Annotated in this window: 23 protein-coding genes and 1 other annotated feature; of the genes, 17 read left to right on the top strand and 6 right to left on the bottom strand. The window is 30.6% G+C overall.

Annotated elements, in window-relative coordinates; translation table 11 throughout:
* The first annotated feature begins 139 nt into the window (after nucleotides 1–139).
* The gene (locus B3N22_RS21340) at nucleotides 140–1,489 is read left to right on the top strand and encodes a peptidoglycan-binding domain-containing protein (RefSeq protein ID WP_181601727.1); all 1,350 of its coding nucleotides are present in this window, start codon (nucleotides 140–142) and stop codon (nucleotides 1,487–1,489) included.
* A gap of 44 nt (nucleotides 1,490–1,533) precedes the next feature.
* Here B3N22_RS21340 and B3N22_RS21335 read toward each other — a convergent pair whose 3' ends face one another.
* Nucleotides 1,534–2,439 carry a radical SAM protein gene (locus B3N22_RS21335; protein WP_238903303.1) on the bottom strand — a complete coding sequence of 302 codons (906 nt, stop codon included), beginning with the start codon at nucleotides 2,437–2,439 and terminating at the stop codon, nucleotides 1,534–1,536.
* Between the two features lie 27 nt (nucleotides 2,440–2,466).
* Nucleotides 2,467–3,528: a YkvI family membrane protein gene (locus B3N22_RS21330; RefSeq protein ID WP_286910390.1), complete on the bottom strand. Its 1,062-nt coding sequence runs from the start codon at nucleotides 3,526–3,528 to the stop codon at nucleotides 2,467–2,469.
* A gap of 141 nt (nucleotides 3,529–3,669) precedes the next feature.
* Here B3N22_RS21330 and B3N22_RS21325 point away from each other — a divergent pair, with 141 nt between their 5' ends.
* The 3 genes from B3N22_RS21325 (at nucleotide 3,670) to nifJ (ending at nucleotide 9,397) form a co-directional block, all read left to right on the top strand.
* Nucleotides 3,670–4,740 carry a hypothetical protein gene (locus B3N22_RS21325; protein WP_238903301.1) on the top strand — a complete coding sequence of 357 codons (1,071 nt, stop codon included), beginning with the start codon at nucleotides 3,670–3,672 and terminating at the stop codon, nucleotides 4,738–4,740.
* 43 nt (nucleotides 4,741–4,783) lie between these two features.
* On the top strand, nucleotides 4,784–5,713 hold the full coding sequence (gene mnmL, locus B3N22_RS21320) for a tRNA modification radical SAM protein MnmL/YtqA (protein WP_238903300.1): 930 nt from the start codon (nucleotides 4,784–4,786) through the stop codon (nucleotides 5,711–5,713).
* Nucleotides 5,714–5,866: 153 nt separating this feature from the next.
* Complete coding sequence (nifJ, locus tag B3N22_RS21315; RefSeq protein ID WP_286910387.1) at nucleotides 5,867–9,397, top strand: pyruvate:ferredoxin (flavodoxin) oxidoreductase; 3,531 nt, start codon at nucleotides 5,867–5,869, stop codon at nucleotides 9,395–9,397.
* A 216-nt stretch (nucleotides 9,398–9,613) separates the two neighbouring features.
* Here nifJ and B3N22_RS21310 read toward each other — a convergent pair whose 3' ends face one another.
* Nucleotides 9,614–9,787 carry a CDIF630_02480 family spore surface protein gene (locus B3N22_RS21310; RefSeq protein WP_021804321.1) on the bottom strand — a complete coding sequence of 58 codons (174 nt, stop codon included), beginning with the start codon at nucleotides 9,785–9,787 and terminating at the stop codon, nucleotides 9,614–9,616.
* A 185-nt stretch (nucleotides 9,788–9,972) separates the two neighbouring features.
* Between B3N22_RS21310 and B3N22_RS21305 the strand changes: the two genes are divergently transcribed.
* Both B3N22_RS21305 and B3N22_RS21300 read left to right on the top strand, forming a co-directional pair.
* Nucleotides 9,973–10,398, top strand: coding sequence for a flavodoxin (locus B3N22_RS21305; RefSeq protein WP_286910384.1), 426 nt, complete (start codon nucleotides 9,973–9,975; stop codon nucleotides 10,396–10,398).
* Nucleotides 10,399–10,433: 35 nt separating this feature from the next.
* On the top strand, nucleotides 10,434–11,060 hold the full coding sequence (locus tag B3N22_RS21300) for a DUF3793 family protein (protein ID WP_286910383.1): 627 nt from the start codon (nucleotides 10,434–10,436) through the stop codon (nucleotides 11,058–11,060).
* A gap of 41 nt (nucleotides 11,061–11,101) precedes the next feature.
* On the opposite strand, the gene B3N22_RS21295 is transcribed toward B3N22_RS21300, so the two are convergent.
* Nucleotides 11,102–12,277: a class I SAM-dependent rRNA methyltransferase gene (locus tag B3N22_RS21295; RefSeq protein WP_073020335.1), complete on the bottom strand. Its 1,176-nt coding sequence runs from the start codon at nucleotides 12,275–12,277 to the stop codon at nucleotides 11,102–11,104.
* 150 nt (nucleotides 12,278–12,427) lie between these two features.
* On the opposite strand from B3N22_RS21295, the gene B3N22_RS21290 reads away from it, so the two are divergent.
* From B3N22_RS21290 to B3N22_RS21280, 3 genes are all read left to right on the top strand, one after another.
* A complete protein-coding gene (locus B3N22_RS21290; RefSeq protein WP_286910380.1) occupies nucleotides 12,428–12,817 on the top strand; it encodes a hypothetical protein in 390 nt (129 codons plus the stop codon).
* A 63-nt stretch (nucleotides 12,818–12,880) separates the two neighbouring features.
* Nucleotides 12,881–13,114, top strand: coding sequence for a hypothetical protein (locus tag B3N22_RS21285; RefSeq protein WP_286910378.1), 234 nt, complete (start codon nucleotides 12,881–12,883; stop codon nucleotides 13,112–13,114).
* Nucleotides 13,115–13,302: 188 nt separating this feature from the next.
* Nucleotides 13,303–13,905, top strand: coding sequence for a DUF1643 domain-containing protein (locus B3N22_RS21280; RefSeq protein ID WP_073020340.1), 603 nt, complete (start codon nucleotides 13,303–13,305; stop codon nucleotides 13,903–13,905).
* Between the two features lie 90 nt (nucleotides 13,906–13,995).
* Here the strand turns inward: B3N22_RS21280 and B3N22_RS21275 are convergent, their stop codons facing one another.
* Nucleotides 13,996–14,214, bottom strand: a complete 219-nt coding sequence (locus B3N22_RS21275; RefSeq protein WP_021804327.1) for a (2Fe-2S)-binding protein — start codon at nucleotides 14,212–14,214, stop codon at nucleotides 13,996–13,998.
* Nucleotides 14,215–14,441: 227 nt separating this feature from the next.
* Nucleotides 14,442–14,704 (top strand) — a binding site (T-box leader).
* Between the two features lie 45 nt (nucleotides 14,705–14,749).
* Here B3N22_RS21275 and ileS point away from each other — a divergent pair.
* The 4 genes from ileS (at nucleotide 14,750) to B3N22_RS21255 (ending at nucleotide 21,372) form a co-directional block, all read left to right on the top strand.
* A complete protein-coding gene (ileS, locus tag B3N22_RS21270) occupies nucleotides 14,750–17,860 on the top strand; it encodes an isoleucine--tRNA ligase (protein ID WP_286910375.1) in 3,111 nt (1,036 codons plus the stop codon).
* Nucleotides 17,861–17,934: 74 nt separating this feature from the next.
* Nucleotides 17,935–19,365 carry a sodium-dependent transporter gene (locus B3N22_RS21265; RefSeq protein ID WP_238903294.1) on the top strand — a complete coding sequence of 477 codons (1,431 nt, stop codon included), beginning with the start codon at nucleotides 17,935–17,937 and terminating at the stop codon, nucleotides 19,363–19,365.
* A gap of 265 nt (nucleotides 19,366–19,630) precedes the next feature.
* Nucleotides 19,631–20,629, top strand: coding sequence for a LacI family DNA-binding transcriptional regulator (locus B3N22_RS21260; protein WP_238903293.1), 999 nt, complete (start codon nucleotides 19,631–19,633; stop codon nucleotides 20,627–20,629).
* A gap of 65 nt (nucleotides 20,630–20,694) precedes the next feature.
* On the top strand, nucleotides 20,695–21,372 hold the full coding sequence (locus tag B3N22_RS21255; protein ID WP_286910372.1) for a M48 family metallopeptidase: 678 nt from the start codon (nucleotides 20,695–20,697) through the stop codon (nucleotides 21,370–21,372).
* A gap of 149 nt (nucleotides 21,373–21,521) precedes the next feature.
* Here the strand turns inward: B3N22_RS21255 and B3N22_RS21250 are convergent, their stop codons facing one another.
* Nucleotides 21,522–21,704, bottom strand: a complete 183-nt coding sequence (locus tag B3N22_RS21250; protein ID WP_073020345.1) for a hypothetical protein — start codon at nucleotides 21,702–21,704, stop codon at nucleotides 21,522–21,524.
* 159 nt (nucleotides 21,705–21,863) lie between these two features.
* Between B3N22_RS21250 and B3N22_RS21245 the strand changes: the two genes are divergently transcribed.
* From B3N22_RS21245 to B3N22_RS21230, 4 genes are all read left to right on the top strand, one after another.
* Entirely contained in the window at nucleotides 21,864–22,439 is a 576-nt protein-coding gene (locus B3N22_RS21245) for a nucleoside recognition domain-containing protein (RefSeq protein ID WP_286910370.1), read from the top strand.
* Between the two features lie 8 nt (nucleotides 22,440–22,447).
* Complete coding sequence (locus B3N22_RS21240; RefSeq protein WP_073020349.1) at nucleotides 22,448–22,969, top strand: spore maturation protein; 522 nt, start codon at nucleotides 22,448–22,450, stop codon at nucleotides 22,967–22,969.
* An 82-nt stretch (nucleotides 22,970–23,051) separates the two neighbouring features.
* The gene (locus tag B3N22_RS21235; RefSeq protein WP_021804335.1) at nucleotides 23,052–23,777 is read left to right on the top strand and encodes an ABC transporter ATP-binding protein; all 726 of its coding nucleotides are present in this window, start codon (nucleotides 23,052–23,054) and stop codon (nucleotides 23,775–23,777) included.
* Nucleotides 23,770–25,425: a putative ABC transporter permease subunit gene (locus B3N22_RS21230; protein WP_286910367.1), complete on the top strand. Its 1,656-nt coding sequence runs from the start codon at nucleotides 23,770–23,772 to the stop codon at nucleotides 25,423–25,425. Before B3N22_RS21235 ends, B3N22_RS21230 begins: the two co-directional genes overlap by 8 nt.
* Nucleotides 25,426–25,454 lie beyond the last annotated feature (29 nt).

Raw genomic sequence — 25,454 nt, 5'->3', positions numbered from 1 at the left:
CTTCTTATCTTTTTTATTATATATTTATTTCCAAAAACATAAAATGTTATATATAGTGTTTGAGGGGTGGTCATCGGTATAATTGAACATCTTTTAGCACAATATGAAATCTAAAACCATATAATGGATACTAGTAATTATGATAAAGGAGTTTTATGTTTTGGCAATTGGTAGATTAAAAATGCAATGTCTTTTAAAAGGAAGATATATACCTGTTGATAATTGTAAGATAACAATTACGCCTCAAAGTGGGGAGGCACAAACGTACACTCTTTCAACTGATAGCTCTGGATTGACTCCAGAAATTGATATCACAGCACCTCCTTTAGAATATTCTCAACAACCTATGGAATTAATGCCATATAGTTTATGTGATATCGCAGTAGAAAGAAGCGGCTTTAATCCTGTTTTCATAAGGGGATGTCAAATATTCCCTGAGAATACGGCTATTCAGGAAGTTAATCTAGATGAAAATATGCAAAGAGCTGAAAGAGCAGAGATAATAAATATAGAAGCCAATACTCTTTTTGGAAACTTTCCTCCTAAGATACCTGAAGATCCAGTTAAACCACTTCCGCCACCATCTAGCGGAGTAGTATTATCTCAGCCAGTAGTACCAGAATTTATAATAGTTCACCAAGGAGGACCGAATTCTGCAGGTCAAGACTATACAGTAAGGTATAACGATTATATAAAAAATGTAGCATCATGTGAGATTTATTCAACCTGGCCTGAAACAACTATAAGAGCGAATATATTTTGTATAATATCTTTTACATTAAATAGAATCTATACTGAATGGTATAGAGGAAAAGGAAAGCCATTTGATATAACAAACTCAACAGCTTTTGATCATGCGTTTAATTATGGAAGAAATGTATATGAGAACATAAGTGTAATTGTAGATGAAATATTTTCAACCTATATAAAGAGACAAGGGGCTAGACAACCTCTTCTAGCTCAATATTGTGACGGAGTTAAAGTTCAATGTCCAGGATGGCTTACACAATGGGGAAGTAAATATTTAGGAGATCAAGGAAGAACTCCTTATCAAATAATAACTAACTTTTATGGAAGTGATGTTGAGCTTACTACTGCTGAGCAAGTGCAAGGAATTCCTAAATCATATCCAGGATATACTTTGACAATTGGTTCATCAGGTACTCCTGTAAGAACAATACAAGGATATTTAAATAGAATATCTCAGAATTATCCACTTATACCTAAGGTAAGTGTTGATGGACAGTATGGAGCTAAAACTGCTGAATCGGTAAGAGTATTTCAAAGCATATTCTCTCTTCCACAAACAGGGAATGTAGATTATGCTACATGGTATCAGTTGTCTAATATATACGTAGGAGTTACTAAGATAGCAGAATTGAGAGGCGTAGAGGATGATAGAAACAGGATATTTATACCACCTAAAGGAATTACGGATTTTTATAATCCAGTAACCCCTTCATTTGTATATTCAGATGATTTATTATAAATATGTAAAAGCAAAAGAGCTAGGGTATCCTAGTTCTTTTGCTTTTAAACACCTTCATTATTGAATTTAGGAACAAAGGTATTAGAATCTGTGCCGCTCTCTTGGATAAAACCTTTAGTTATACCTATAGAAACTGCATAATCAATTAAAGAATCATAATGTTTAGGGTTTAGTGATTTATTTATTTCAGGGAACTTAAAGGCCTTGTTAAGAGGAGTATATTGATTCATTAAGCTTATATAAACAGAATCACTAAAAATAGAGTATATCTCATCTAATACCTTCTTGGAATCAAATAAAAGACCAGGAAGCATTAAATGCCTTATTATTAACCCTTTTTTTACAATTCCATTATCATCAAACTCAACTTCTCCAACCTGTTTAAACATTTCTTTCAAAATAGAAATAACATTATCATGATAATTATTAGAATCGGAATATTTAAGTGCATATTTATCATTAAAATATTTAAAATCAGGAAGATAAACATCAATATAACCTTCCAAAAGCCTAATGGTTTCTATAGAATCATACCCATTAGAATTATATACTATAGGGATAGATAAACCATTACTCTTAGCTATCTTTATAGCTTCAATTATTTGAGGAACATAGTGAGTTGGTGTAACTAGATTTATATTATTAGCTTTTTTTGCTTGAAGTTCTAAGAATATTTTACTAAGCCTATCTATAGAAACTATCTTACCATTATAATCTTGACTTATTTCGTGATTTTGACAAAACACACAAGAAAGATTACAGTGAGAAAAGAATACTGTTCCAGAGCCATTTTCACCAGAGATACAAGGCTCTTCCCAAAAATGAAGTTCAGCTCTTGCCACCTTTAAATCTACTCCTGCTTTACAGTATCCTAATATTCCTTTTGTTCTGCTTACTCTACATTTTCTGAAACATAATATACAACTATCTAATTCATTCATATAGTTCATAATAACACCTCAGAAAGATTATACATCCTAATGGGCTTTTAACCAATACTGCTTTACGTAGAAAAATACACATTGGAAAATAAATAGTAGGCTAAGTACACCAAATACAGGATACAATACAGAAATTAAATTAGTGAAACCTATTTGAGAAATAGGTAAAGCAAATAAAATAACTATAAATATTCCTTTCTTAAAAGAAATATTAAAACTCTCCTCTAAACTTTTACTTATTGAATATACATCTGATACCTCTGTAGAAAACATTTCTAATAATATTATTATAAGAAGCATAACTTGAATAACTTTACCAAAACGATTAGCTATATATAATAATGGAATCTCATATCTGTATATATAAGGTTGATTAAGCATCAGCATTATATTAATTAATATACATATAACAGTTAAACCTAGAGCACCTAAAGTAATTCCCCAGATTAAAGTACTTTTCTTTTTAATTTCTTTGCTAAGAGGAGCTAGTACACCACTACAGCAAAGGATATTATAACCTGAGTATAAAATAGTAGATAAAAGCCAATTACTTTTCTGAACTGGGAATGATACTAAGGTCTTTATATTTATAGCATCTCTATAAAAAAATACGTAAAGAAGCATAATAGTAACTATGACCGTTATTAATGATGGGACTATAAAAGAATTTATTTCAATAAGTCCTTTAGTTCCTCTGAGCAATGTTAATATTGCGAATGCTGCCATAATTAAGGTTCCTACTAATTTTGGAATTCCAAAAAATTGATTAAGTAAAGCACCAGAACCAGCTAAGATTATTGAGGCACTTGATATTATATATAAAGTTGTAATTGATCCTAATATTTTTCCTAAAATATTAGGACTTACTTTATTTATAACATGAGAATAAGAATTTAAATTATAATCTACACTGATTTTAGATATTATAGAGCCCATAATTATATAAAATATTCCACATATAATTATTCCAATAAAACTTTTAATACCGTAAGAAGTAAAAAATTGTGTTATCTCTTTACCAGAAGCTAAGCCAGCACCTACTATAGTTCCTATAAACACGGCAGCGACTTGAAAGATTTTTTGAATTTCTTTACTCAAATATATCCCTCCTAAATATGTTAACTCACATATGATAAATATATATATTTACCTATCCGTTTATTCCAGTATTAGCAGAATAAATACTTTAAATTATTTTGGAAAAGCTAATAATATAAATTAAAATTTGGAGGGATAAAGGTGAAGAAATTTCTGGCTTTTTTTATAATAGTTATAATGAGTACATTTTTTGTGGGTTGTTCGCAAAAAGAGAAAAATACTGAAGAAACTTTGCAGGATGCCTTTGACTACGAAAAGGGACAAAAGATAGCTGATCAATACATAGAAAACCTAGCTAAAGGACAGTTTCAACTTTTAGAAGATTTAAGTACGACAGACCTAAGTAATAGTAATAAATTAATAACAGAAAAAGGCGAAAAAATTATATCTTATAAAAAGATGGATACTAAAGAAACAGGAAAGAGTATGTACTACAGATATAGAGTTAATAGATGCAAAGAAGGATCTCCAAGAACTGATTTAGATGATATAATCATCCAAGTTGAGAGAAGTGAAAATGGTTATCTAGTATCAGACGTAACTGCTTCAACGGAAGTAGAAGTGTTTTCAACAGCCTCGTCTCTACGTATAAAATATAAAGATGAGGTTAGAAATTACTTGCTCTTAAGAATAAATAATTTGCCAAAAGAAACTTACCCTAAGATAAATAAAGCTCCTATATATAAAGAAACAATACCAACAGAAGAATTTGGGAGTATAAATCTTGCTTATGAAGGCAAAAAGATAGCTATAACATCAAAAGATAAGACTAAGACATTTATAGGTATAGTTGAAATAGATCCAGAAGAAAAAAAGAAATCAACAGCTGATACAGGAAATTCAGAGATGACAGAGCAATTAGAACTTTTGGAAAGACCTATAGGTAAAAAGATAATATCTTTAGATTTAATATATGATAAAAATGTAGAACAGCTTATCTTTTCTAAAGATGAAGATTCACTAGTAGTTCAGTATTCTGAAGCTAATAAGGGAAAAGGTATAAATATATATAAATCAAATAGTGGTGAGCTTCAAGATGTAAGACTTGATGACATGTTCCCTAGAGAAAAATATAATGTTTTAATAAATAAATTAAATGAAAAAGATTTATACATAAAAATAACCCCATTAGAAGGAGTAAAAGGTATAAGAGAAGACGTCATAGGGGAATATTCCGTTAATTTAAAGGATTTAAATATAACCAAACTATAATATAATACTTATATAATATAATATTATAGAAAAAGGTGAGAACATGGATAATAAACTTTGGGGGAATAAAAGATATTTAAGCTTAAACCATTTCTTAAGAGAGAAGTTTGGAGAAAAGATATTTAAGATATCCTTAGATGCTGGATTTTCTTGCCCCAATAGAGACGGAAAGATAAGTAAAGGCGGATGTTTATTTTGTAGTGAAAGAGGTTCAGGCGATTTTGCTGGAGATAGGAATTTTTCAATAGAAAATCAGTTTGTTGATATAAAAAATATGATGGCTAACAAATGGAAAAGTGGAAAGTATATAGCTTATTTTCAAGCTTATACTAATACATATGCACCAATAGATATCTTAAGAGAAAAATATGATGAAGCTCTTAAACAAAAGGACGTTGTAGGATTAGCTATAGCAACAAGACCAGATTGTCTATCAGAAGAAGTTCTGGACTTATTAGAAGAGATAAATAAAAAGGTGTATGTTTGGATAGAGCTAGGTTTTCAAACAGTAAGTGATGAAACAGCAAGACTTATCAATAGAGGTTACACATTAGATGTTTTTGAAAAAGCTCTAGAGGATTTAAGAAAAAGAAATATAGATGTTGTTGTACATACTATATTTGGATTACCTAAAGAAAATAAAGAAGATATGCTTAATACCATAAGATATTTAGCTGATAAAGATATTCAGGGAATAAAATTTCATCTTCTTCATTTGATGAAAGATACACCAATGGTAAAACTATATGAAAAAGGAATGATAGAGTTCCTATCTAAGGAAGACTATATAGATTTAATATGTCAATCAATTTGCATGTTACCACAAAATGTAGTTGTACATAGACTAACAGGAGATTCTCCAAGAGAGCTATTAATTGGACCAATGTGGAGCTTAAAAAAGTGGGAAATATTAAATGAAATAGATAAGACAATGGAAGATAATGATTATTATCAAGGAAAATTTAAAAAATAGTTAGAAGGAAAAACAGAGTAGATATTTTTATCAACCCTGTTTTTTTTATTTAGTTTAATTTTTGCGTATGGGAACAGTAGGCAATTGGAATAATATTTTAAGATTAGTAAAAAAATAGTTTAGCAAAAGTTTTTTAGAGGAGGGTTAAACCTAATGAAAAAAATAATGAAAACTATGGATGGGAATGAAGCAGCAGCTTATGCATCCTATGCATTTACAGATGTAGCAGCAATATATCCTATAACTCCATCAACACCTATGGCTGAGGGGGTAGATGAATGGGCGGCTCATGGTAAAAAGAATATGTTTGGTCAAACCGTAAGAGTTGTTGAGATGCAATCAGAGGCAGGAGCAGCAGGTTCAGTACATGGATCACTTCAGGCAGGAGCATTAACAACTACTTATACAGCATCTCAAGGATTACTATTAATGATTCCAAATATGTATAAAATGGCTGGAGAATTATTGCCAGCAGTGTTTCATGTGAGTGCTCGTGCTATTGCAACTCATGCTCTTTCAATATTTGGAGACCATCAAGATGTTATGGCATGCAGACAAACAGGGTTTGCTTTATTAGCGTCCTCAAATGTTCAAGAAGCAATGGATCTTGGATGTGTAGCACATCTTTCAGCAATAAAAGGAAGAGTTCCTTTTGCACATTTCTTTGATGGATTTAGAACCTCTCACGAGTACCAAAAGATTGAAGTTATTAACTATGAAGATTTATATAAAATAGTGGATCATGATGCAATTCAAGCATTTAGAGATAGAGCTTTAAGTCCAGAACATCCAGTAGCTAGAGGAACAGCACAAAATCCAGATGTATATTTTCAAGGCAGAGAAGTTTCAAATCCATTCTATAATGCAATACCTGATATTGTAGAAGAATATATGGTGAAAATAGAAAATATAACAGGAAGAAGATATCGTCCTTTTGATTATTATGGAGATCCAAGTGCAGAGAACATAATAGTAGCTATGGGTTCGGTGTGTGATACCATAGAGGAATCTATAGATTATTTAAGAGGAAAAGGAGAAAAGGTTGGAGTAATTAAAGTTCATTTATATAGACCATTTTCAACTAAATACTTCTTTGATGTGTTACCTAAAACAGTTAAGAAAATAGCTGTTTTAGATAGAACTAAAGAACCGGGATCAATAGGAGAACCTCTTTATCTAGACGTAACAAAACTTTTTTACAATGAAAGCGAAAAACCAGTTATTATTGGAGGAAGATATGGTTTAGCATCTAAAGACACAAGACCATCACAGATTTTAGCTGTGTTTGATAATCTAAAACAAGAAAGTCCTAAAGACAACTTTACAATAGGTATAGTAGATGATGTTACTAATACTTCTTTAAAAGAAGGACCAAGTGTAGAAACCACAGCAGAAGGAACTATAAGCTGCAAGTTCTGGGGATTAGGTTCAGATGGAACTGTTGGAGCAAACAAATCAGCAGTAAAAATAATTGGTGATAATACAGAACTATATGCACAAGCTTATTTTGCTTATGATAGTAAAAAATCTGGAGGAAGTACCATATCTCATTTAAGATTTGGGAAGGAAAGAATAAGATCCCCTTATCTAGTTTATGAAGCAGATTATATAGCTTGTCATAATAGGTCTTATGTGTATAACTTTGATGTAATAAAGGGATTAAAGAAAAATGGTACATTTGTACTTAATTGCCCTTGGAGTGAAGCTGAATTAGATGAAAAACTGCCAGCATCACTTCGTAGATATATAGCAGAAAATAATATTAACTTCTATACAATAGATGCAGTTGGCATAGCTAGAAATATAGGACTTGGCGGTAGAATCAATATGATAATGCAAAGTGCTTTCTTTAAACTTGCAAAAGTTATCCCAGTAGAAGATGCCGTTAATTATCTTAAAACCTCAGTAGAAAAAACTTATGGCAAAAAGGGTCAAAAAATAGTTGATATGAACAAAGCAGCCATAGACCAAGGAACAGAAGCATTAGTAAAAGTTAATATACCTGAAACTTGGAAAAATGCAAAAGATGAAGCTGTAAAAGAAAAAGATGAACCTGAATTTGTGCAGAAAATTCAAAGAGTAATGGCTAAGAATGAAGGCGATGATCTACCTGTTAGCGCATTTGTAGGATTTGAGGATGGAACATATCCATTAGGAACCACTGCATATGAGAAGAGAGGAATAGCTGTAATGGTTCCAGAGTGGCAAATGGAAAAGTGTATTCAATGTGGTCAATGTGCTTATGTGTGCCCTCATGCAACTATTAGACAATTTTTATTAGATGAAGAAGAAGTTAAAAATAAACCTGAAACTTTAGTAACAAAACAAGCAACAGGAAAAGGTTTTGAAAAATATCAATACCGTATTGCGATAAGTCCTTTAGATTGTACTGGTTGCGGAAATTGTGCAGATGTATGTCCAGCTCCAGGAAAAGCACTAATTATGAAGCCTGCAGAAGAACAAATAGAACTTCACAAAGATCATTGGGAATTTGCTATGACACTTAAACCTAAAGAGGATTTAATGGATAGAAACACTCTAAAAGGAAGTCAATTAGTAAGACCATTATTAGAATTTAATGGTGCATGCCCAGGATGTGGAGAAACTCCATATATAAGATTACTTACTCAACTATTTGGTGAAAGAATGATGATTGCAAATGCAACTGGATGTTCTTCTATTTGGGGAGCTAGTGCTCCATCAATTGCTTATACAACTAATGCAGAAGGAAAAGGACCAGCTTGGGCAAATTCTCTATTTGAGGATAATGCAGAGTTTGGATATGGTATGTATTTAGGAACAAAGCAAATAAGAGCTAAATTAGCAAGTCTTATAGAAGAAGCTGTTAACTCTGACATAGATGAAGAATTAAAAGAAGCCTTTAACTCATGGTTAACAGGTATGGACAGTGGAGAAGAATCAAAGCAGGCAAGTAAAAAGATTCTTAGCCTATTAAAAGATGGAAAATATTCTACTGATGAAAAGCTTCAAGAAATTTTAAAGAGAAAAGACTATTTAGTAAAACAATCTCAATGGATTATTGGAGGAGATGGTTGGGCTTACGATATTGGATTTGGGGGCTTAGACCATGTATTAGCTTCAGGGGAAGATGTAAATATATTCGTAATGGATACAGAAATATATTCCAACACTGGTGGTCAATCTTCTAAATCAACTCAAACAGCTGCTATAGCTAAATTTGCGGCGAGTGGTAAAAAAGTAAGAAAGAAAGACCTTGGAATGATGGCTATGAGTTATGGCTATGTGTATGTTGCACAGATTGCTATGGGTGCTAACATGAATCAAACAATAAAAGCTATAAAAGAAGCTGAAAGCTATAAAGGACCATCAATAATTATAGCTTATGCTCCTTGCATAAGTCATGGTATTAAGATAGGTATGGGAAGTAGCATAAAAGAAGAAAAGAAAGCAGTAGACTCAGGATATTGGCATCTATATAGATACAATCCACAACTTAAGGATGAGGGAAAGAATCCATTTATGCTTGACTCAAAAGAGCCTAAGGAAAGTTATAAAGACTTCTTAAATGGAGAAATTCGTTTCTCATCACTAATGACTGTATTCCCAGAAATTGCAGATAAGATGTTTGACGCAGCTGAAAAAGATGCAAAAGAGAGATATGGAAACTACAAGAGATTATCAGAAATGAATTTTAGCGAATAGTTTTAGCTAAGTAGATATGTATCTAAGTAAATAATTAGATACGTAATTGCATACTTAATTATCTAAGTATCTAATTACTTAAGTATCTGATTATCTAAGTACCTAATTAGGTAATTACCTGATTACTTAATTACCTAATTATCTAATTATTTATACACCAATAGATTATTAGTAGCATAAAAAGAGGCATCTCATTTTTTTGAGACGCCTCTTTTTCTACTTCTCGTTAGCATCTACCCAATCTTTTGCATTACGTACTTCAGATTCATTAGGGATAGATACCTTTGATACAGGTTTTAAATCTTCTATATTTGCCCAAGCGGCAGTTTCATGGTTTTCTATAGGTAAAGACATATCCTTCTCTTTTTCATTAATATTTTTCTTAGACATATAATCACAATCCTTTCTTGAAATATATTAGCTTTATTAGTATTTACAAGATTAATGATATATTTCATATATTCTTAATGGTTAATGAGGAAAAATAAAACAATATTGCTATTGATTAACCAAGAAAAAGTTGTTAAAATAAAAACATAAATATTAATGAAAATCATTATCATTAGGAGGGAATTATGAAAAAGGTAGCAGTAATTTATTGGAGTGGTTCAGGGAATACTGAAGAAATGGCTAATTTAGTAGCAAAAGGAGCTACAGAAGAAGGTGCAGAAGTTAAAGTTCTTTTAGTTTCAGATGCAACTCTTGAAGATGTTAAAGACGCTGATGTAGTTGCTTTAGGTTCACCAGCTATGGGGGATGAAGTAATTGAAGAAGGCGAAATGGAACCATTTGTTGAATCTATAAGTGGTGTTATAACAGGAAAACCTGTAGGTTTATTTGGATCATACGGCTGGGGTTCAGGAGATTGGATGGTTAGCTGGGTTGCTAGAATGAATGATTATGGTGCAAATGTTATAGAAGAAGGATTAATAGTAAATGAATTCCCACAAGGGGAAGAAGTTGATAAATGCGTTGAATATGGAAAGAAAATAGTGAAATAATAATCATAAAGTATTTTTTAGAGAGAGGTAGAAGAATGGCAAAAGAGAATAAACTTTTTTTTGAAATACTTAGTAAAATGGGTGAGGAAGACTATCTAAAAAACTTTTTTACTTATCTGTTATCTCCAGTCATAGCTGGTATTAAACCATCTTCTACTATTACGTTAACAAGAGGAGCAAAAGGTTTATACAATCTATGGCAGTCCATGGGGAAAAACTTTTTAGATGAAATAGGATTAAAGTCTATAAATTTAAGAGAGGATGAAAAGTCATTAGTTGCTCTTGTTTATAATGAAAATGCTCTAGGAGATACATTGTCTCAAGAATGTAATTTAACTTTTCTTGAAGACATAGGGTATTGTAGAGAGGATAAGATAGATGATTTATTAAGTAGCTTAATATCTAGATATAAAGAAGTTCATTGTCCTCATGAATTAGGTATATTTTTAGGCATTCCACTTGAAGATGTAAAAGCATTTATGGAGTGTACTAGAGAAAATTGCTTAATGTGTGGATATTGGAAGGTGTATGGAGATAAAGAAAAAGCTACTAGGATATTTAATCATTATGATAAAAGCAAAGATATAGCAATGAAAGGTATTATGAAAGGGATAACCCTTAATAATATAATTTATGATATAAGAGAGAATTGGTATATGTAAAAAAAGAGAGTTCCTGTGGGTAAGGAACTCTCTTTTTAGAATTAAATAACTTGGAATATGTAGAATTTTAAATAATATGATTCATCTGATCCCCAAAGTATAGGATGGTCAGAAGATTGAGTTCTAAATTCCACTTGACGAAGTTGTCTTTTAGCATCTTTTGCAGCATCCATAATTGTCTCAGAAAGCAGCTCTTCACTCATATAATGTGAACAAGAACAAGTAATTAAATAACCACCTTTTTTAACCATCTTAAGACCTCTAAGGTTTATTTCCTTGTAACCTCTTTTAGCACCTTTTATAGTATCTCTGCTTTTTGTAAAGGCTGGAGGATCTAAAATAACAACATCATATTGTTTACCTTCTTTAGACCAGTCAGCTAAAACATCAAAAGCATTATGGCATTCAAACTTAACTGTATCAGATAAATTATTAAGCTTTGCATTTCTTGTTGCAAAATCAACAGCATGTTGAGATATATCTATTCCTAATACAGATTTAGCTCCAGCTATTCCAGCGTTTAAAGCAAAAGATCCAGTGTGAGTAAAGCAGTCTAATACATCTGCATCCTTACATATTCTGTGGATAGCTTTTCTGTTTTCTTTTTGATCTAAAAAGAAGCCTGTTTTTTGACCATTTTCAATATCTACATAATACTTAACTCCATTTTCAACTATTTGAACCATAGTATCAAAAGGTTCTGTTAAGAATCCTTTCTTTTGTTCTAGTCCCTCAATTTCTCTAGTTGAAATATCACTTCTTTCATAAATACCTTTAGCATTAAAATCTTCTTTTAAAATTTTAACAACGGTATCTCTGTATTTATCCATACCTAAAGTAGATATTTGAATTACATAATAATCTTCAAACTTATCTACAGTAAGACCAGGAAGAAAATCCGCTTCTCCAAATATAAATCTGCAAGAAGAAGTGTCGATTATTTTTTCTCTATACTGCCAAGCCATAGAAAATCTTTCTCTAAAGAAAGCCTCGTCTATTTCTTCCTCAATATTTTTTGTCATTATTCTTATAGTAATCTTTGATTTATCATTAACATAACCCTTGCCTAAAAATATACCCTTAAAGTCATATACTTCAACTATGTCACCATTAACATAGTCTCCATCGTATTCATTTATTTCATTGATATATATCCAAGGACGTCCGTGTAAAGACTTTTTGGTTAAACCTTTATGTAAATAGAATTTACAATCCATAATTTCACTCCTTAAATTAAACTAATATAAATTATAGCATAAAAGATTTGATTTACTAGAGGGCATTATTTCTATTGAAAAATATCTGATAAATTATTACTATTATAATGTGAAGTAAATCTTGATTCAGATAAACTGGAGGGTAATTATATGAAAGAAAGAAAAAGAGGTATACTTATAACTATATTTTTAGTGCTTCAAGGAATTGGTGCCTTTTATGGAATGTTTGTTTATTATACTAATAAATGGGCTTATAATATGGCACAGTCTAATTCACTACTTGCAGATACCTATCAGGTATTATCAAATACGGAAGTTGTAATAAATACGATAGTTTCATTAATAACTTTAATAGCTATTGTTGGAGTATTTAGGTGGTATAGTGGTTCTATTTATTTATATGTTGTAATTAATGCCATATCTTCAATTACAGGAATAATGTTTCAACCTAGTGCATCCATAATTGTATCGTACATAGTTAAAATGATTATAGTAGTGGCTATTGCAAAAAGCCTATTAGATAAAATAAAAACCCAATAGTTTGCATAATAAAAATGCTCTTCATTTCTAATACTATTATAGTAAGAAAGGAGGAGTGTTTTTATGTCTTGGGATAAAATAAGAGAAATGAACTTGTTTGATAAACTAAAGGATGAGGTGAAAAATATTCCTAGTGTGGACTCAAGCAAAATTGAAGAGTATATAACCGACCCAGAAAAATTGCAAACTTTTAAAGATTATATTCATCAAGGATATGATTCTAGATCGTTAGGAGAAGAAATGGGTCTAACTACTAATCAAGTTGAGATAATAAAGGAACTTTTAGGAAAATTATAATAAAAAAGATGTTGATATAAATTTAATTAGCAACATCTTTTTTTGTTTTTAAAAGCACAAAAAAAGTAATATTAAATAAAATATTAGCAGAAGAACTTGTTTGTAAAATAAAAAATTGAAATATAAAAAAGTTCTTCTCAATATTAATTTTATATGAACACTAAATATAGTGAAAAGGGAGACTAATAATGGGAGTTATAAGATACCCTAAATATACTCAAAGAGACTTATCTAGAAGTTTATTTGATATTAAAGGCGATAGATGTTTTAAACTAAGTATTAACTTATCAAGAGTTAAAAAAAATAAGGTTCTAATTATAGGGAGAAATCCCAAAAGACTAGAGGATGATAGTTGTAATAATGTAACTAAAAGAATAGTAAAATTTTTGAGAGCCAAAGAAGAGTATGGTAATTATATAAGTACTGTAGAGATGGTTAACCTTTTTGTGGTTTATGATTTCGAAGAAGTTCAATACAATAAGGGCTATAGAAATTTTATATGTGGAAATGAAGATAAATTTGAAATAGATGGGAAACGTATAAAAAATGATGTGGTTATAAAACAGGCAATAGAAGAATCAAGCGAAATTATATTAGCATGGGGTGAACCTATAAAGGGAATAGAAAGTCTTTATAATGAAAGAATAGAAAAGGTATTAAAAATATTAAGAGACTGTTTAATAGAGTCTAATGAAGAAAAAAATATATATACAATAGGAGATCTTAGTGTAAAAGGATATCCTAAACATCCTTTAGCTTGGAGTTTTAGAGATGCTGTTAAAGTATACTAAAACATAAGATAAAACAGATACCCCTGTGATTTCACAGGGGTATCATAATAGGGAGATATAAAATGTTTACTAATACGAATAAGGGGAATACTATTCAAGAGATAACTGGCTATTAATTAACTCTTGAATCTTAGGAGTACATCTTCTTCCACAACAACCACCGGAACCAGCGCCTGTTGCTTTTTGTACTTCCTGAACGGTGTGTGCACCGTTTTTTATAGCATATTTAATTTTTGATCTAGGAATAGCCTTACATAAACAAACCTTAGTCAGTTTATCAAGTATCTCCTGATTTAAGTTGTTGTCCATAAGACTATAACCTCCAATCATTATTGGTTAAGGGGATAAATAGGTATTTGGAAAGTGGTTATTTCCTTGTACCTATATTAAAACATATTGCTATATAAAAGTCAATACTAATTAATAGAAATTATTCGTTAAATAAATTAAAGTTAAGTTTAAACCTTCACATGAAAAGTTTTACTTTATGATAAAGTATCACATTGACTTTTTAAAATCACTATTATATAATTCATTTAAAGACTATGAACAGGGCAAGTACTTAGTTTTCTTTGTTTTTAGAGAGTAACTGGTTGGTGGAAAGTTACAACAAGAATTAAGGAAAATCACCTGGGAGTTGGAGGCTGAAATTAATAATATAGTAAGCTTTTCCCGTGTTCTTGCGTTAAAGGATAAAGTATGTTAGTACTTGATTTAATACTACTTCGCATAAAGTCGTTGAAATTTAGAAGTAGTTCGAACCTAAAGGTGGGATTGCGAATATAACTTCGTCCGTTAGGATGAGGTTTTTTTTATTGCTTTTTATAAAGAAAGGAGAATACAAATGTATAAAAAGATAGACACATCTAATGGCTTTTTGGATATGGAGAAACAAATAGCAAGTTTTTGGAAAGATAAAGATGTAATTAAGAAAAATTTTGATATGAATGAAGATGGAGAGTTTTTTACCTTCTATGATGGTCCTCCAACTGCAAATGGAAAACCTCACGTAGGTCACGTTTTAACAAGGGTTATGAAAGATATAATCCCTAGATTTAAGGTAATGAAAGGTTTTAAAGTGGTTAGAAAAGCTGGGTGGGATACTCACGGACTTCCAGTAGAACTTGAAATAGAAAAGAAGCTAGGTATATCAGGAAAAGAACAAATAGAAGAGTACGGTGTTGAAAAATTTGTTCAGGATTGTAAAGAAAGCGTATTTACTTACGTTAGTATGTGGGAAGAAATGACTAATAAAATAGGTTACTGGGTAGATATGGAGAACCCATATGTAACTTATCACAACACTTATATAGAGTCAGTATGGTGGGCTTTAAAACAAATGTGGAATAAGGATCTTTTATATAAAGGTCATAAAATAATGCCATATTGCCCAAGATGCGGAACTGGGTTATCTTCTCATGAAGTTTCTCAAGGGTATAAAGATGTTAAAGACTTAACTGCTATAGCTAAGTTTAAAGTTAAGGGAGAAGAAAATAAGCATATATTAGCATGGACAACAACTCCTTGGACGTTACCTTCAAACGTTGCTTTATGTATAAATAAGGCATATACCTATGTTGAAGTTAAAAAAGAAGAGGAAGTTTATATACTTGCTAAAGATTTAGTTTCTAAAGTATTAGGTGAAGAAGTTGAAGTTATAAAAGAATTTAAGGGCGAAGAGTTGTTAGGATTAGAGTATGAGCAATTACTACCTTTTGCTAAAGTTGAAGGTAAAGGCTTCTATATAGTTCATGGAGACTATGTTACTTTATCAGATGGTACTGGTATAGTTCATATAGCGCCTGCTTATGGTGAAGAGGATAGTTTAATAGGAAGAAAGTATAACCTTCCTTTCGTTAATTTAGTTAATGGAAAAGGAGAATTTGAACCAGAGGTTACTCCTTGGGCTGGAAAGTTTGTTAAAAAATGCGATGATGATATAGTTAAATATCTAGATGAGCATAATAAGCTTTTAAAAGCAGAAAAACATCTTCACTCATATCCTCACTGCTGGAGATGTGATACACCATTATTATATTATCCAACAGATAGCTGGTTTGTAAGAACTACATCTTTAAGAGATAAACTTCTTGAAAATAACAACAAAATAAATTGGTATCCAGATAACATTAGAACAGGAAGATTTGGTAAGTTCTTAGAAAATGTTATAGACTGGGGAATATCAAGAAACAGATATTGGGGTACTCCACTTCCTGTTTGGGAATGTGAATGTGGACACCAAGAATGTATAGGAAGTATTGAAGAATTAAAACAAAAAGGAATTAACGTTCCAGAAGATATAGAATTACACAAACCTTATATAGATAATGTTCATTTAAATTGTGAAAAGTGCGGAAAAGAAATGAAGAGATATTCAGAAGTTATAGACTGCTGGTTTGATTCAGGATCTATGCCATTTGCACAATTACATTATCCATTTGAAAATAAGGAAGCTTTCGAGAAAAACTTCCCAGCGCAATTTATATCAGAAGCAGTAGACCAAACTAGAGGATGGTTCTATACTCTACTAGCGATATCTACAGCTATATTTGATACAAATTCTTTTGAAAATTGTATAGTTTTAGGTCACGTATTAGATAAAAAGGGTTTAAAGATGTCTAAGTCTAAGGGGAATGTTGTTGCACCTAATGATGTTTTAGACACAGTAGGAGCAGATGCTACTAGATGGCATTTCTATACTGCAAGTGCACCATGGTTGCCTACAAGATTCTCAAAAGATGATGTTGCAGACACTCAAAGAAAGTTCCTAAGCACTTTATGGAATGTATACTCATTCTACGTTCTATATGCTGATTTAGATAAATTTGATGCAACTAAATACTCAGATTTTAAATCATCTAATGTAATGGATAAATGGATATTATCTAAGTTAAACACACTTATAAAAGTGGTTGAAGACAATTTAGAAGGTTACAAAATAACTCAAGCTGCATTATCTATTGAAGAATTTGTAGATGAATTATCTAACTGGTATGTAAGAAGAAATAGAGCTAGATACTGGACTACAGAATTGAATGAAGATAAGATAGGAGCATATACAACTTTATATAAAGTTTTAGTTACTTTATCAAAGATAGGTGCACCATTTGTACCATTTATGACAGAAGCTATATACCAAAGTTTAGTTGTTTCTTTAGATGAAAATGCACCTGAAAGTGTACATTTAACTATGTGGCCAGAATATGATGCTTCAGCTGTTAATGAAGATTTAGAAAAAGAAATGGATTTAGCTTATTCTATAGTTAAAATGGGAAGAAGTGCTAGAAATACAGCTAACATCAAGAACAGACAGCCGCTTTCAGAAATGTTAGTATCAACAGATTCTCTTCCAGATTATTATGGAGACATCATAAAAGATGAGCTTAATATTAAAGTTGTTGAATTTGGAGCTGATCTTTCAAAATATGTTAATTTTGAAATAAAACCTAACCTTCCTGTTTTAGGTAAGGCTTATGGGAAGATGATTCCTGGCATAAGAAAAGAAATAGCTGCTAGAAATCAAATGGATTTAGCTCAAAAGATACAAAATGGAGAAGTGGAAGTTATTAATGTAGATGGAACTGAAATAGAGTTAAATAAGGAAAGCCTATTAGTAACTATGCAGGGATTAGAAGGTTATGCTTTCTCTGGAGAAGGTTCTATAGGAGTAGTTTTAGATACAACAATAACTGAAGAACTAAAAGAAGAAGGACATTTAAGAGAAATAATATCTAAGATCCAAAACATGAGAAAAGAAAGTGGTTTTGAGGTTGCAGATAGAATAAACTTATATGTTTCTGGAAATGAGTTATTAGAAAAAGTAGTTAATAAATTCCAAGTAAATATTAAGACAGATACTTTGACTGATAATATTTTCTATAACGAAGATAAAAACTATGTAGAAGCTAATATCAATGGTGAAAAGCTTAGTATGTTAGTAGAAAAATTAAGTTAAATATTAATAAGCAATATGCCTTAAGGGTATATTGCTTATTGAATGTATATTATATTTTACGCTGAGGTGAAATTATGGAAAACAAAGGTAAAAAAGAAGGATTCTCCTCGTCTTTAGGAGTTTTCTTTGCAACACTAAGTGGGGCTATTGGATTAGGAAATATATGGAAGTTTCCTTATGTAACTGGGGCTAATGGGGGAGCGGCATTTATACTTATATATTTTATATTTGTATTATTATTAGGAATTCCTTTGATGTTAAGTGAATTTTATATTGGAAGAAGTACTAAAAGAAATCCTTTTGGATCAATTGGGGCCATAGAAGAAAGTAATTATCATAATTTTAAGTTTAACTTTCTAAATAAGATAAGAAAAAGTGGAATCTTTAAACTTATAGGATGGCTGGGAGTTACAACAGCAGCATTTATAATGTTTTATTATTCAGCAGTTGCCGGATGGGTTTATGAATATTTATTTAAGGCAATAAAGGGTGACTTCTCACCACTTAAAAATCTTACAGGAGAAGAAGCTGTAAAGTTTACTTCAGACACATTTAACAATAGTGTTAATGGTACATATACTCCTATGATATGGCAATTAGTTGTTTTAGTTGTTGTATCTATAGTATTAGTAGCGGGAGTTAAAAATGGGATAGAGAAGGTCACAAAAGTATTAATGCCATTATTCCTACTGCTTATACTTCTTTGTGATATAAGATCATTAACTTTATCTAAAGCTGGAGAAGGATTAAGTTTTTTGTTTACTCCAGACTTTTCTAAAGTAACAGCTGGAACATTACTTACAGCTTTAGGGTTAGCATTTTTTAAGCTAGCTTTAGCTATGGGGATATTAATTGTTTACTCAAACTATTATAAAAAAGATACAAACTTAATGGGCAACTCAGTTAAAGTAGCTATATCTGATACGGTAATATCATTAATGGCAGGAGTAGCTATATTTCCAGTGGTTTTTGAATTTGGGATAAGTCCAAGTTCAGGTCCAAGTTTACTATTTAAAAGTATACCACTAGCATTTGCACAATTACCTTTTGGGAATGGACTCTTGGCTATTTTCTTCTTATTAACAGCAATAGCAGCAACTACAGCTATGATTTCTCTAGTGGAAGCACCTGTAAGAATGTTCATGGAAGAATTTAATATGAGTCGAATTAAATCTGTAGGAATAACTTCAACAATAATATTTATAATAGGTGCTATTACAGTACATCCTAAGAGTATATTTGGAGCTGTACTTATTGGAAACAAAAATTTCTTTGATTTATTTGGTTTCCTAACAGATAATGTTATGATGCCTTTTGCTGCATTATTAACAGCAATATTTATAGGATACTTTATTAAAAAAGACAGCTTTAAACAAGAACTTACAAATTACGGACAGTTAAATAAAAATGTTAAGTATCTACCATACCTTAGGGTGTGTTTAAGATATATAATTCCTATATTAATTACAGTTATTTTCTTAAATAGTATAGGTGTATTTAATTAATTTGTTAAATTATATAAAAAATAGTAGAAATCAGCCCTAAATTTGTCATTTAGGGTTGATTTTAATTTTATAATTGATAAAATGGTAATTAGCTTATGAAAATAATTGAAAACTTTATTAAACTTTCGTATAATTAAGGGAGGAAAACGTTTAGTACGGATTAATTTAATAAAAGTGTTTAAAATATAATAAGAGCTGAACTTAGTAAAGTACCAAGTGGAAATAAATATAAAAAAATATTGTGATAAGCGGGAGTGATTTAGTTATGGCGACTTCTATTAAAGACGTTGCAAGAGAAGCGGGAGTTTCAATAGCAACAGTTTCAAGAGTTTTGAATGACATCGATGTTGTAAATGAGGAAACAAAAAAGAAAGTTGTAGATGCGATTAAGAAATTAGGCTACAGACCAAATATAGTTGCAAGAAGTTTAAAAACTCAAAGAACAAAGACAATAGGTATACTTATACCAGATATATCTAATCAGTTCTATCCAGAAGTGGTTAGAGGAGCAGAAGATGTAGCTAATATTTATGATTATAATGTTATGCTATGTAATTCTGACTTTGATGTAGAAAAAGAAAAAGAATATTTAAGAGTTCTAAAAGAAAAAATGGTAGATGGAGTTTTATATATGAGTTCTTCTCTACAAGATGAAATTTTAGGATTAATAAATGAATTAGACGTAAAAACAGTGTTAATTGAAACTAAAGATAAGGAAAGTAAGTTACCAAGTGTTACTATAGATAACGAAAAGGCAACTTATGAAGCTACTAGATATCTATTAGATAAAGGGTTAAAAAAGATAGCTTATATAGGAATAGAAAAAGAAGAATTAAATGCTTGGGCAGAGAGATTTAATGGTTATGAAAAAGCTATGAAAGAATCAGGATTTGAAATAGATCCTAAGAGAACATTCTTTGGTCCATTAAAAGTTAAAACTGGTAGTGAAGGCGTAGAGGCTATAGTTTCTTCTGGTGAATCTATAGATGGAATAATATGTGGTTCAGATGAAGTAGCTATGGGTGCTATAAATGCCTTAAGAGATAAGGGAATAAGCGTTCCAGAAGACGTTAAAGTTATGGGCTTTAATAATATCTACTCATCAGCTGTTTTCTATCCTAAGATAACAACAATAGCTCAACCTATGTATGATATGGGATCAGTAGCTATGAGAATGCTTATTAAGCTTATAAATCAAAAAGAGTTAGAACAAGGACATTATGTTTTAGAACATGAGTTAATTGAAAGAGATAGCTGTAAATAGCATTTAGGAGTTCCAAAAGTTTGGGGCTCCTTTATTATATAAATACTTTGGAGAGAAATTTTAAAATGAATTTTAATTATAAGGTAATTGTAAGTAAGAGAAGAAAAACAGTAAGAGTAAAAATAGCCTCAGAAAAAGAAGTAATCATATATTCTCCTTATAGAATTAGCAATAAGGAAGCTGAAGCTATAATTAATTCAAATATAAAACAAATAGAAAAACTTATAGACAAACTAGCAAAGCTTAGGGGTCCATCCATACTAGAAAGAGGTTGGTTGTATATTTTAGGTGAAAAAGTTCCTGTAACTATAATTGAGAAAAAAGAAGAGGGGATAAGTTTAAAATACGATGGACAAAGAGTCTATTTATCTATAAATCCTAATCACAATCAAGATGAAGTAAGGGAATTAATAAAAAAATGGTATAAAAAAATTGCCAAAGAGTATCTAATAAGGCTCACTGTTGAAATGGCTGAGAAATATAACTTCACAGTAAACAGTGTAAGAATTAAAGATGTGAAAACTAGATGGGGAAGCTGTTCATCAAAAAGAAATATTAATTTAAGTTATAAACTTATCATGGCACCTAAAGAGGTTATAGGGTATGTGATTGTTCATGAATTATGTCATTTAAAAGAAATGAATCATTCAGAAAAGTTTTGGAGAGAGGTCTCCAATATAATCCCTAATTATAAAGTTTATTTAGAACATCTGAAAAAGTTTGGACACAATTATGAAGTATAAGATGATTGAAAATTGACAAAGTGCAATTGACAATTTTTTTAGTGGAGAGTAGAAAGGTGAGAATTGAGAGTTAGGGAATAATTTATAATTAAAGGAGTTTCCTTAAGGAATTTCCTCTTTAAACTTTCCACTGTCAACTCTCAACTAAACTAAAGAATTCCTTCAGTTTTTAATATATCCTCAAGTTCTTGAACTTTTTGAGAAAGAGTCATAAACTTTTCTTTTAATACATCTTTTGAGTTATTGTCATCAATAACTTTTTCTATATCCTCTACAGTTTTTAAAGCTTCGTCAACTTCATGTTGAGCTAATTTTAGTTTGCTTTCTTCCATTTTAAATCTCCTTTTTTTCTTTAGGTTTAATATTAAGAATTAAATATACCTGCAATTTTATCCTATCACGTATTAATAAGTGCTTCAAGAAATTATTCTATAAAACAACTACGGTGCATATAGATTATTATGTCCAGAATTAGTAGAAAGGAGTACAAAATGATAAATTATATATGGTTCTTTATGATAGCCTTAGGAATAATAGTTGGAATGGTGACAGGAAAAGGTGCAGATATAAGCAAGGGGATAGTAGAGTCATCAGCATCCTCAGTAGAAATAGTTGTTGGACTAGTAGGAATGATGTGTTTTTGGTGTGGAGTAATGAAAGTTGCCGAAAAAAGTGGATTAACAGAAAAACTAGCTAAAGTTATGAAACCATTTTTGAGAATAATTTTTAAGGAAGCTTCCAAAGATGAAAAAGCTCTCGGAGCTATTGTTATGAATATTACTGCAAATATGTTTGGGCTATCTAATGCGGCTACTCCTTTTGGAATAAAAGCTATGGAGGAAATGCAAAGATTAAATAAAGATAAAAGTAGAGCCTCCAATGATATGGCATTATTTTTAGTATTAAATGCTGCTTGTATACAGTTAGTACCATCAACAATCATATCAATAAGAGCATCACTAAATTCAGAGAACCCAGCAATTATAATAATTCCTGCAATGATAGCAACTGGCAGCGCAGCATTGGTAGGAATAATATGCTGCAAAATATTACAGAGATATTTTTAGGAGGAGCCATGCTGAGATATTTAAGTTTGAGTATAATACCAATAATACTATTTATTATAATAACTTATGGAATGATCAAAGATAGAAAAGTTTACGAGTGGTTTGTAGAAGGGGCAAAGGATGGCTTAAGTGTATGTATTAGGATATTTCCATACCTTTTAGCTATGGTAGTAGGAGTAAAAATATTTAGAGAAGCAGGACTAATAGATATATTGAATTTTTTATTATCTCCGATAACAGTATTAATAGGATTACCTAAAGAAATACTCCCTTTAATCCTAATTAAACCTCTTTCAGGAAGTGGAGCAATAGGAGTATTTACAGATATTCTTAAAACCTATGGTGTAGACAATTATATAGGTTTGGTCTCTTCTGTAATTATGGGAACAACAGAGACAATTTTCTATACAATTACAGTGTATTTTGGAGCTGTAAAAATAAAAAAGATAAGACATACTCTATGGGCAGCGGTTATGGCAGATATGACTGCTATAATTATGGCTTTAATAGTTGTAAAAATAATACTGTAAAATTATTGACAAAAGGTATAGAATACCTTATTATAAGATTATAGATAATATTTAATAATTTTATAATTATGAGGTGATTAGGGTGATAGAAATAATCAATGCAACTAAAAGTTATAATGGTAGAGTTAATGCCGTGGATGACATATCACTTACCATTAACAATGGAGAAATATTTGGTTTCTTAGGACCAAATGGAGCAGGAAAAACAACTACGATAAAGATGCTTACAGGCATAGCTGAGGCTACAAAAGGTGAGATTTTAATAAATGGAATAAGCATAACTAAAGATCCTATACTTTATAAAAAACAGTTTGGATATGTTCCAGATAATCCAGATATGTTTTTAAGAATGAAGGGAATAGAATATCTAAACTTTATTGGAGATGTTTATGATGTTTCTGCAGATGAGAGAAAAAAAGTAATTTCTGAATTAGCAACAAGGTTTTCTATGGAAACTGCTTTAAGGGATAAGATACAAAGTTACTCTCATGGAATGAGACAAAAAATAGTGTTAATGGGAGCACTTCTTCATAAACCAGATGTTTGGATATTAGATGAACCTATGACTGGTTTAGATCCAAAATCAGCATATATACTTAAGGAAATGATGAGGGAGCATGTTGAAGAAGGAAAAACAGTATTCTTTTCAACTCATGTTTTAGATGTAGCAGAAAAATTATGTGATAGAGTAGCTATTATAAATAAAGGAAAATTATTATTTTGTGGAACTCTCGAAGAAATAAAAAATCAATTTAAGGTAGATGAATCCTTAGAAAAAATGTTCTTGGAGATGACTGAAAATGAATAAGTTAGTTACTATAACCAAGTTTTTTTTAAGAAATTTCTATGAGAGTTTAACATCTAATGTAAAGTCAGGCGGACAAAAAGCATTAACTATAGTAGCCATGGGATTTATTCTTATAATGCTTGCTGTTCCAATTACTCTTTTTGTAACAGTAAGCTATGGGGTATTAGACCACTTTAATCAAAGTGAGCTAATTTTAGGAACCTTGTTTAATGGAGCTTCCACAATTATATTTTTATTTGGGATAGCTGGAGTAATGAGCATATTTTATTTTAACAATGATATAGAATGGATACTTCCATTACCCATAAAAGCATCTCATATAGTCATAGGAAAATTTCTAACCTTACTAGTTTATGAATATATAATATTGTCAGTTATAATACCCGCACTTATAGCTTATGGAGTATTATCTGGTAGCGGTATATTTTATTACATAACCGCATTAATAGTCTATATTACTATTCCAGTTATTCCTATAGCTTATGGAGTTATATTGAGTTTTATATTGATGAGATTTACGAATCTTTCTAAATATAAGGATGCATTTAAAGTAGTTACTGGTTTAATAGGATTGTTTTTAGGTCTTGGGATTAATTTCTTAGGTCAGAGGATAGGAAATGGTGCAATGACTATGGATAATGCTCAAGATATTCAAGAAATATTTGGGCAAGGGTCTCTTTTAGATAAAATGAATACAGTATTTATAAACACTAAAGTTTCTGCTTATGCTTTAAGTGAAAGTGGAACTTCTAAAGGATTTATTAATTTAGGACTACTGATTTTAATTGTTTCTTTAGTAATGATAGTTCTATATGTTTTAGCAGAAAAAGTTTATATAAAGGGAGTAGTTGGATTATCAGAATCCTCTTCAACTAAAAAGAAGTTAAGTAATGAGGAGCAAAAAAGTCTTATAAAGCAAAACTCTGCTCTTAAGGCTTGGATTATGAGAGAAATAAAAATATTATTTAGAACTCCGTCCTATGTAGTTAATTGTATATCAACATTGATATTACCTATATTTATATTCGTTATTCCAATGTTAAGTACAGGCTCGGGAGGAATATACCAAGTTTCTAACTTTATAAATAGCTTAGATAACAAAATTATAATAGTAGGAATATACATGGCGTTTTTAGCTTTTTCAGTAAGTGCAAATTCAATAGCTGCAACTTCAATATCTAGAGAGGGTAGAGAACTTCTTATAATAAAATATCTACCTACAGATACAAGAGTTAAGTTGTTTGCTAAGGTTATTGTAGGCATACTTTTAAGCAGTGTTACAAATGTAATATGTAGTGTAGCCCTAGTAGTGTTTAAAGTAGATATGTATGTAATTCTATTATCACTTTTAATGGGAGAGGTTGTAATAACTTTAATAAGCATTATTGGAGTTATAGTAGACAGCTATAGTCCTAAACTTTATTGGGAAAATGAGCAGCAGGCAGTTAAAAATAACTTAAATTCCTTAAAGGTTATGGGAATAGGTATTGTTATAGGAATTTTAGGCTTAGTAATTTTTGTTGCTGGTAATTTAATTTCTAATGTGGTTGGTATATTAGGTATTTTAATATACTTAATAATATTAATAGGGGTAAGTTATAAACTTCTAATAAGCAAGGCTACAAAAAAAGTTGAAAAACTTGAATAAAAAGAGAACTTTTATGAGACTTTAATCGT

It is taken from the genome of Clostridium sp. UBA1652, from assembly GCF_002320975.1.
Lineage (GTDB): Bacteria > Bacillota > Clostridia > Clostridiales > Clostridiaceae > Clostridium_T > Clostridium_T intestinale.
Note: the sequence above shows the minus strand (reverse complement) of the source record. Positions and strands in the feature narration are given on the sequence as shown.

Bases quoted from the DNA above. Each gene is read 5' to 3' on its own strand.
- B3N22_RS21280 (WP_073020340.1), top strand. From the start codon at position 13,303: ATGGGAGTTATAAGATACCCTAAATATACTCAAAGAGACTTATCTAGA.
- B3N22_RS21290 (WP_286910380.1), top strand. From the start codon at position 12,428: ATGAAAGAAAGAAAAAGAGGTATACTTATAACTATATTTTTAGTGCTT.
- B3N22_RS21260 (WP_238903293.1), top strand. From the start codon at position 19,631: ATGGCGACTTCTATTAAAGACGTTGCAAGAGAAGCGGGAGTTTCAATA.
- B3N22_RS21335 (WP_238903303.1), bottom strand. From the start codon at position 2,439: ATGAACTATATGAATGAATTAGATAGTTGTATATTATGTTTCAGAAAA.
- B3N22_RS21240 (WP_073020349.1), top strand. From the start codon at position 22,448: ATGCTGAGATATTTAAGTTTGAGTATAATACCAATAATACTATTTATT.
- B3N22_RS21285 (WP_286910378.1), top strand. From the start codon at position 12,881: ATGTCTTGGGATAAAATAAGAGAAATGAACTTGTTTGATAAACTAAAG.
- B3N22_RS21295 (WP_073020335.1), bottom strand. From the start codon at position 12,277: ATGGATTGTAAATTCTATTTACATAAAGGTTTAACCAAAAAGTCTTTA.
- nifJ (WP_286910387.1), top strand. From the start codon at position 5,867: ATGAAAAAAATAATGAAAACTATGGATGGGAATGAAGCAGCAGCTTAT.
- ileS (WP_286910375.1), top strand. From the start codon at position 14,750: ATGTATAAAAAGATAGACACATCTAATGGCTTTTTGGATATGGAGAAA.
- B3N22_RS21310 (WP_021804321.1), bottom strand. From the start codon at position 9,787: ATGTCTAAGAAAAATATTAATGAAAAAGAGAAGGATATGTCTTTACCT.
- B3N22_RS21300 (WP_286910383.1), top strand. From the start codon at position 10,434: ATGGCAAAAGAGAATAAACTTTTTTTTGAAATACTTAGTAAAATGGGT.
- B3N22_RS21255 (WP_286910372.1), top strand. From the start codon at position 20,695: ATGAATTTTAATTATAAGGTAATTGTAAGTAAGAGAAGAAAAACAGTA.
- B3N22_RS21250 (WP_073020345.1), bottom strand. From the start codon at position 21,704: ATGGAAGAAAGCAAACTAAAATTAGCTCAACATGAAGTTGACGAAGCT.
- B3N22_RS21245 (WP_286910370.1), top strand. From the start codon at position 21,864: ATGATAAATTATATATGGTTCTTTATGATAGCCTTAGGAATAATAGTT.
- B3N22_RS21230 (WP_286910367.1), top strand. From the start codon at position 23,770: ATGAATAAGTTAGTTACTATAACCAAGTTTTTTTTAAGAAATTTCTAT.
- mnmL (WP_238903300.1), top strand. From the start codon at position 4,784: ATGGATAATAAACTTTGGGGGAATAAAAGATATTTAAGCTTAAACCAT.
- B3N22_RS21305 (WP_286910384.1), top strand. From the start codon at position 9,973: ATGAAAAAGGTAGCAGTAATTTATTGGAGTGGTTCAGGGAATACTGAA.
- B3N22_RS21275 (WP_021804327.1), bottom strand. From the start codon at position 14,214: ATGGACAACAACTTAAATCAGGAGATACTTGATAAACTGACTAAGGTT.
- B3N22_RS21265 (WP_238903294.1), top strand. From the start codon at position 17,935: ATGGAAAACAAAGGTAAAAAAGAAGGATTCTCCTCGTCTTTAGGAGTT.
- B3N22_RS21340 (WP_181601727.1), top strand. From the start codon at position 140: ATGATAAAGGAGTTTTATGTTTTGGCAATTGGTAGATTAAAAATGCAA.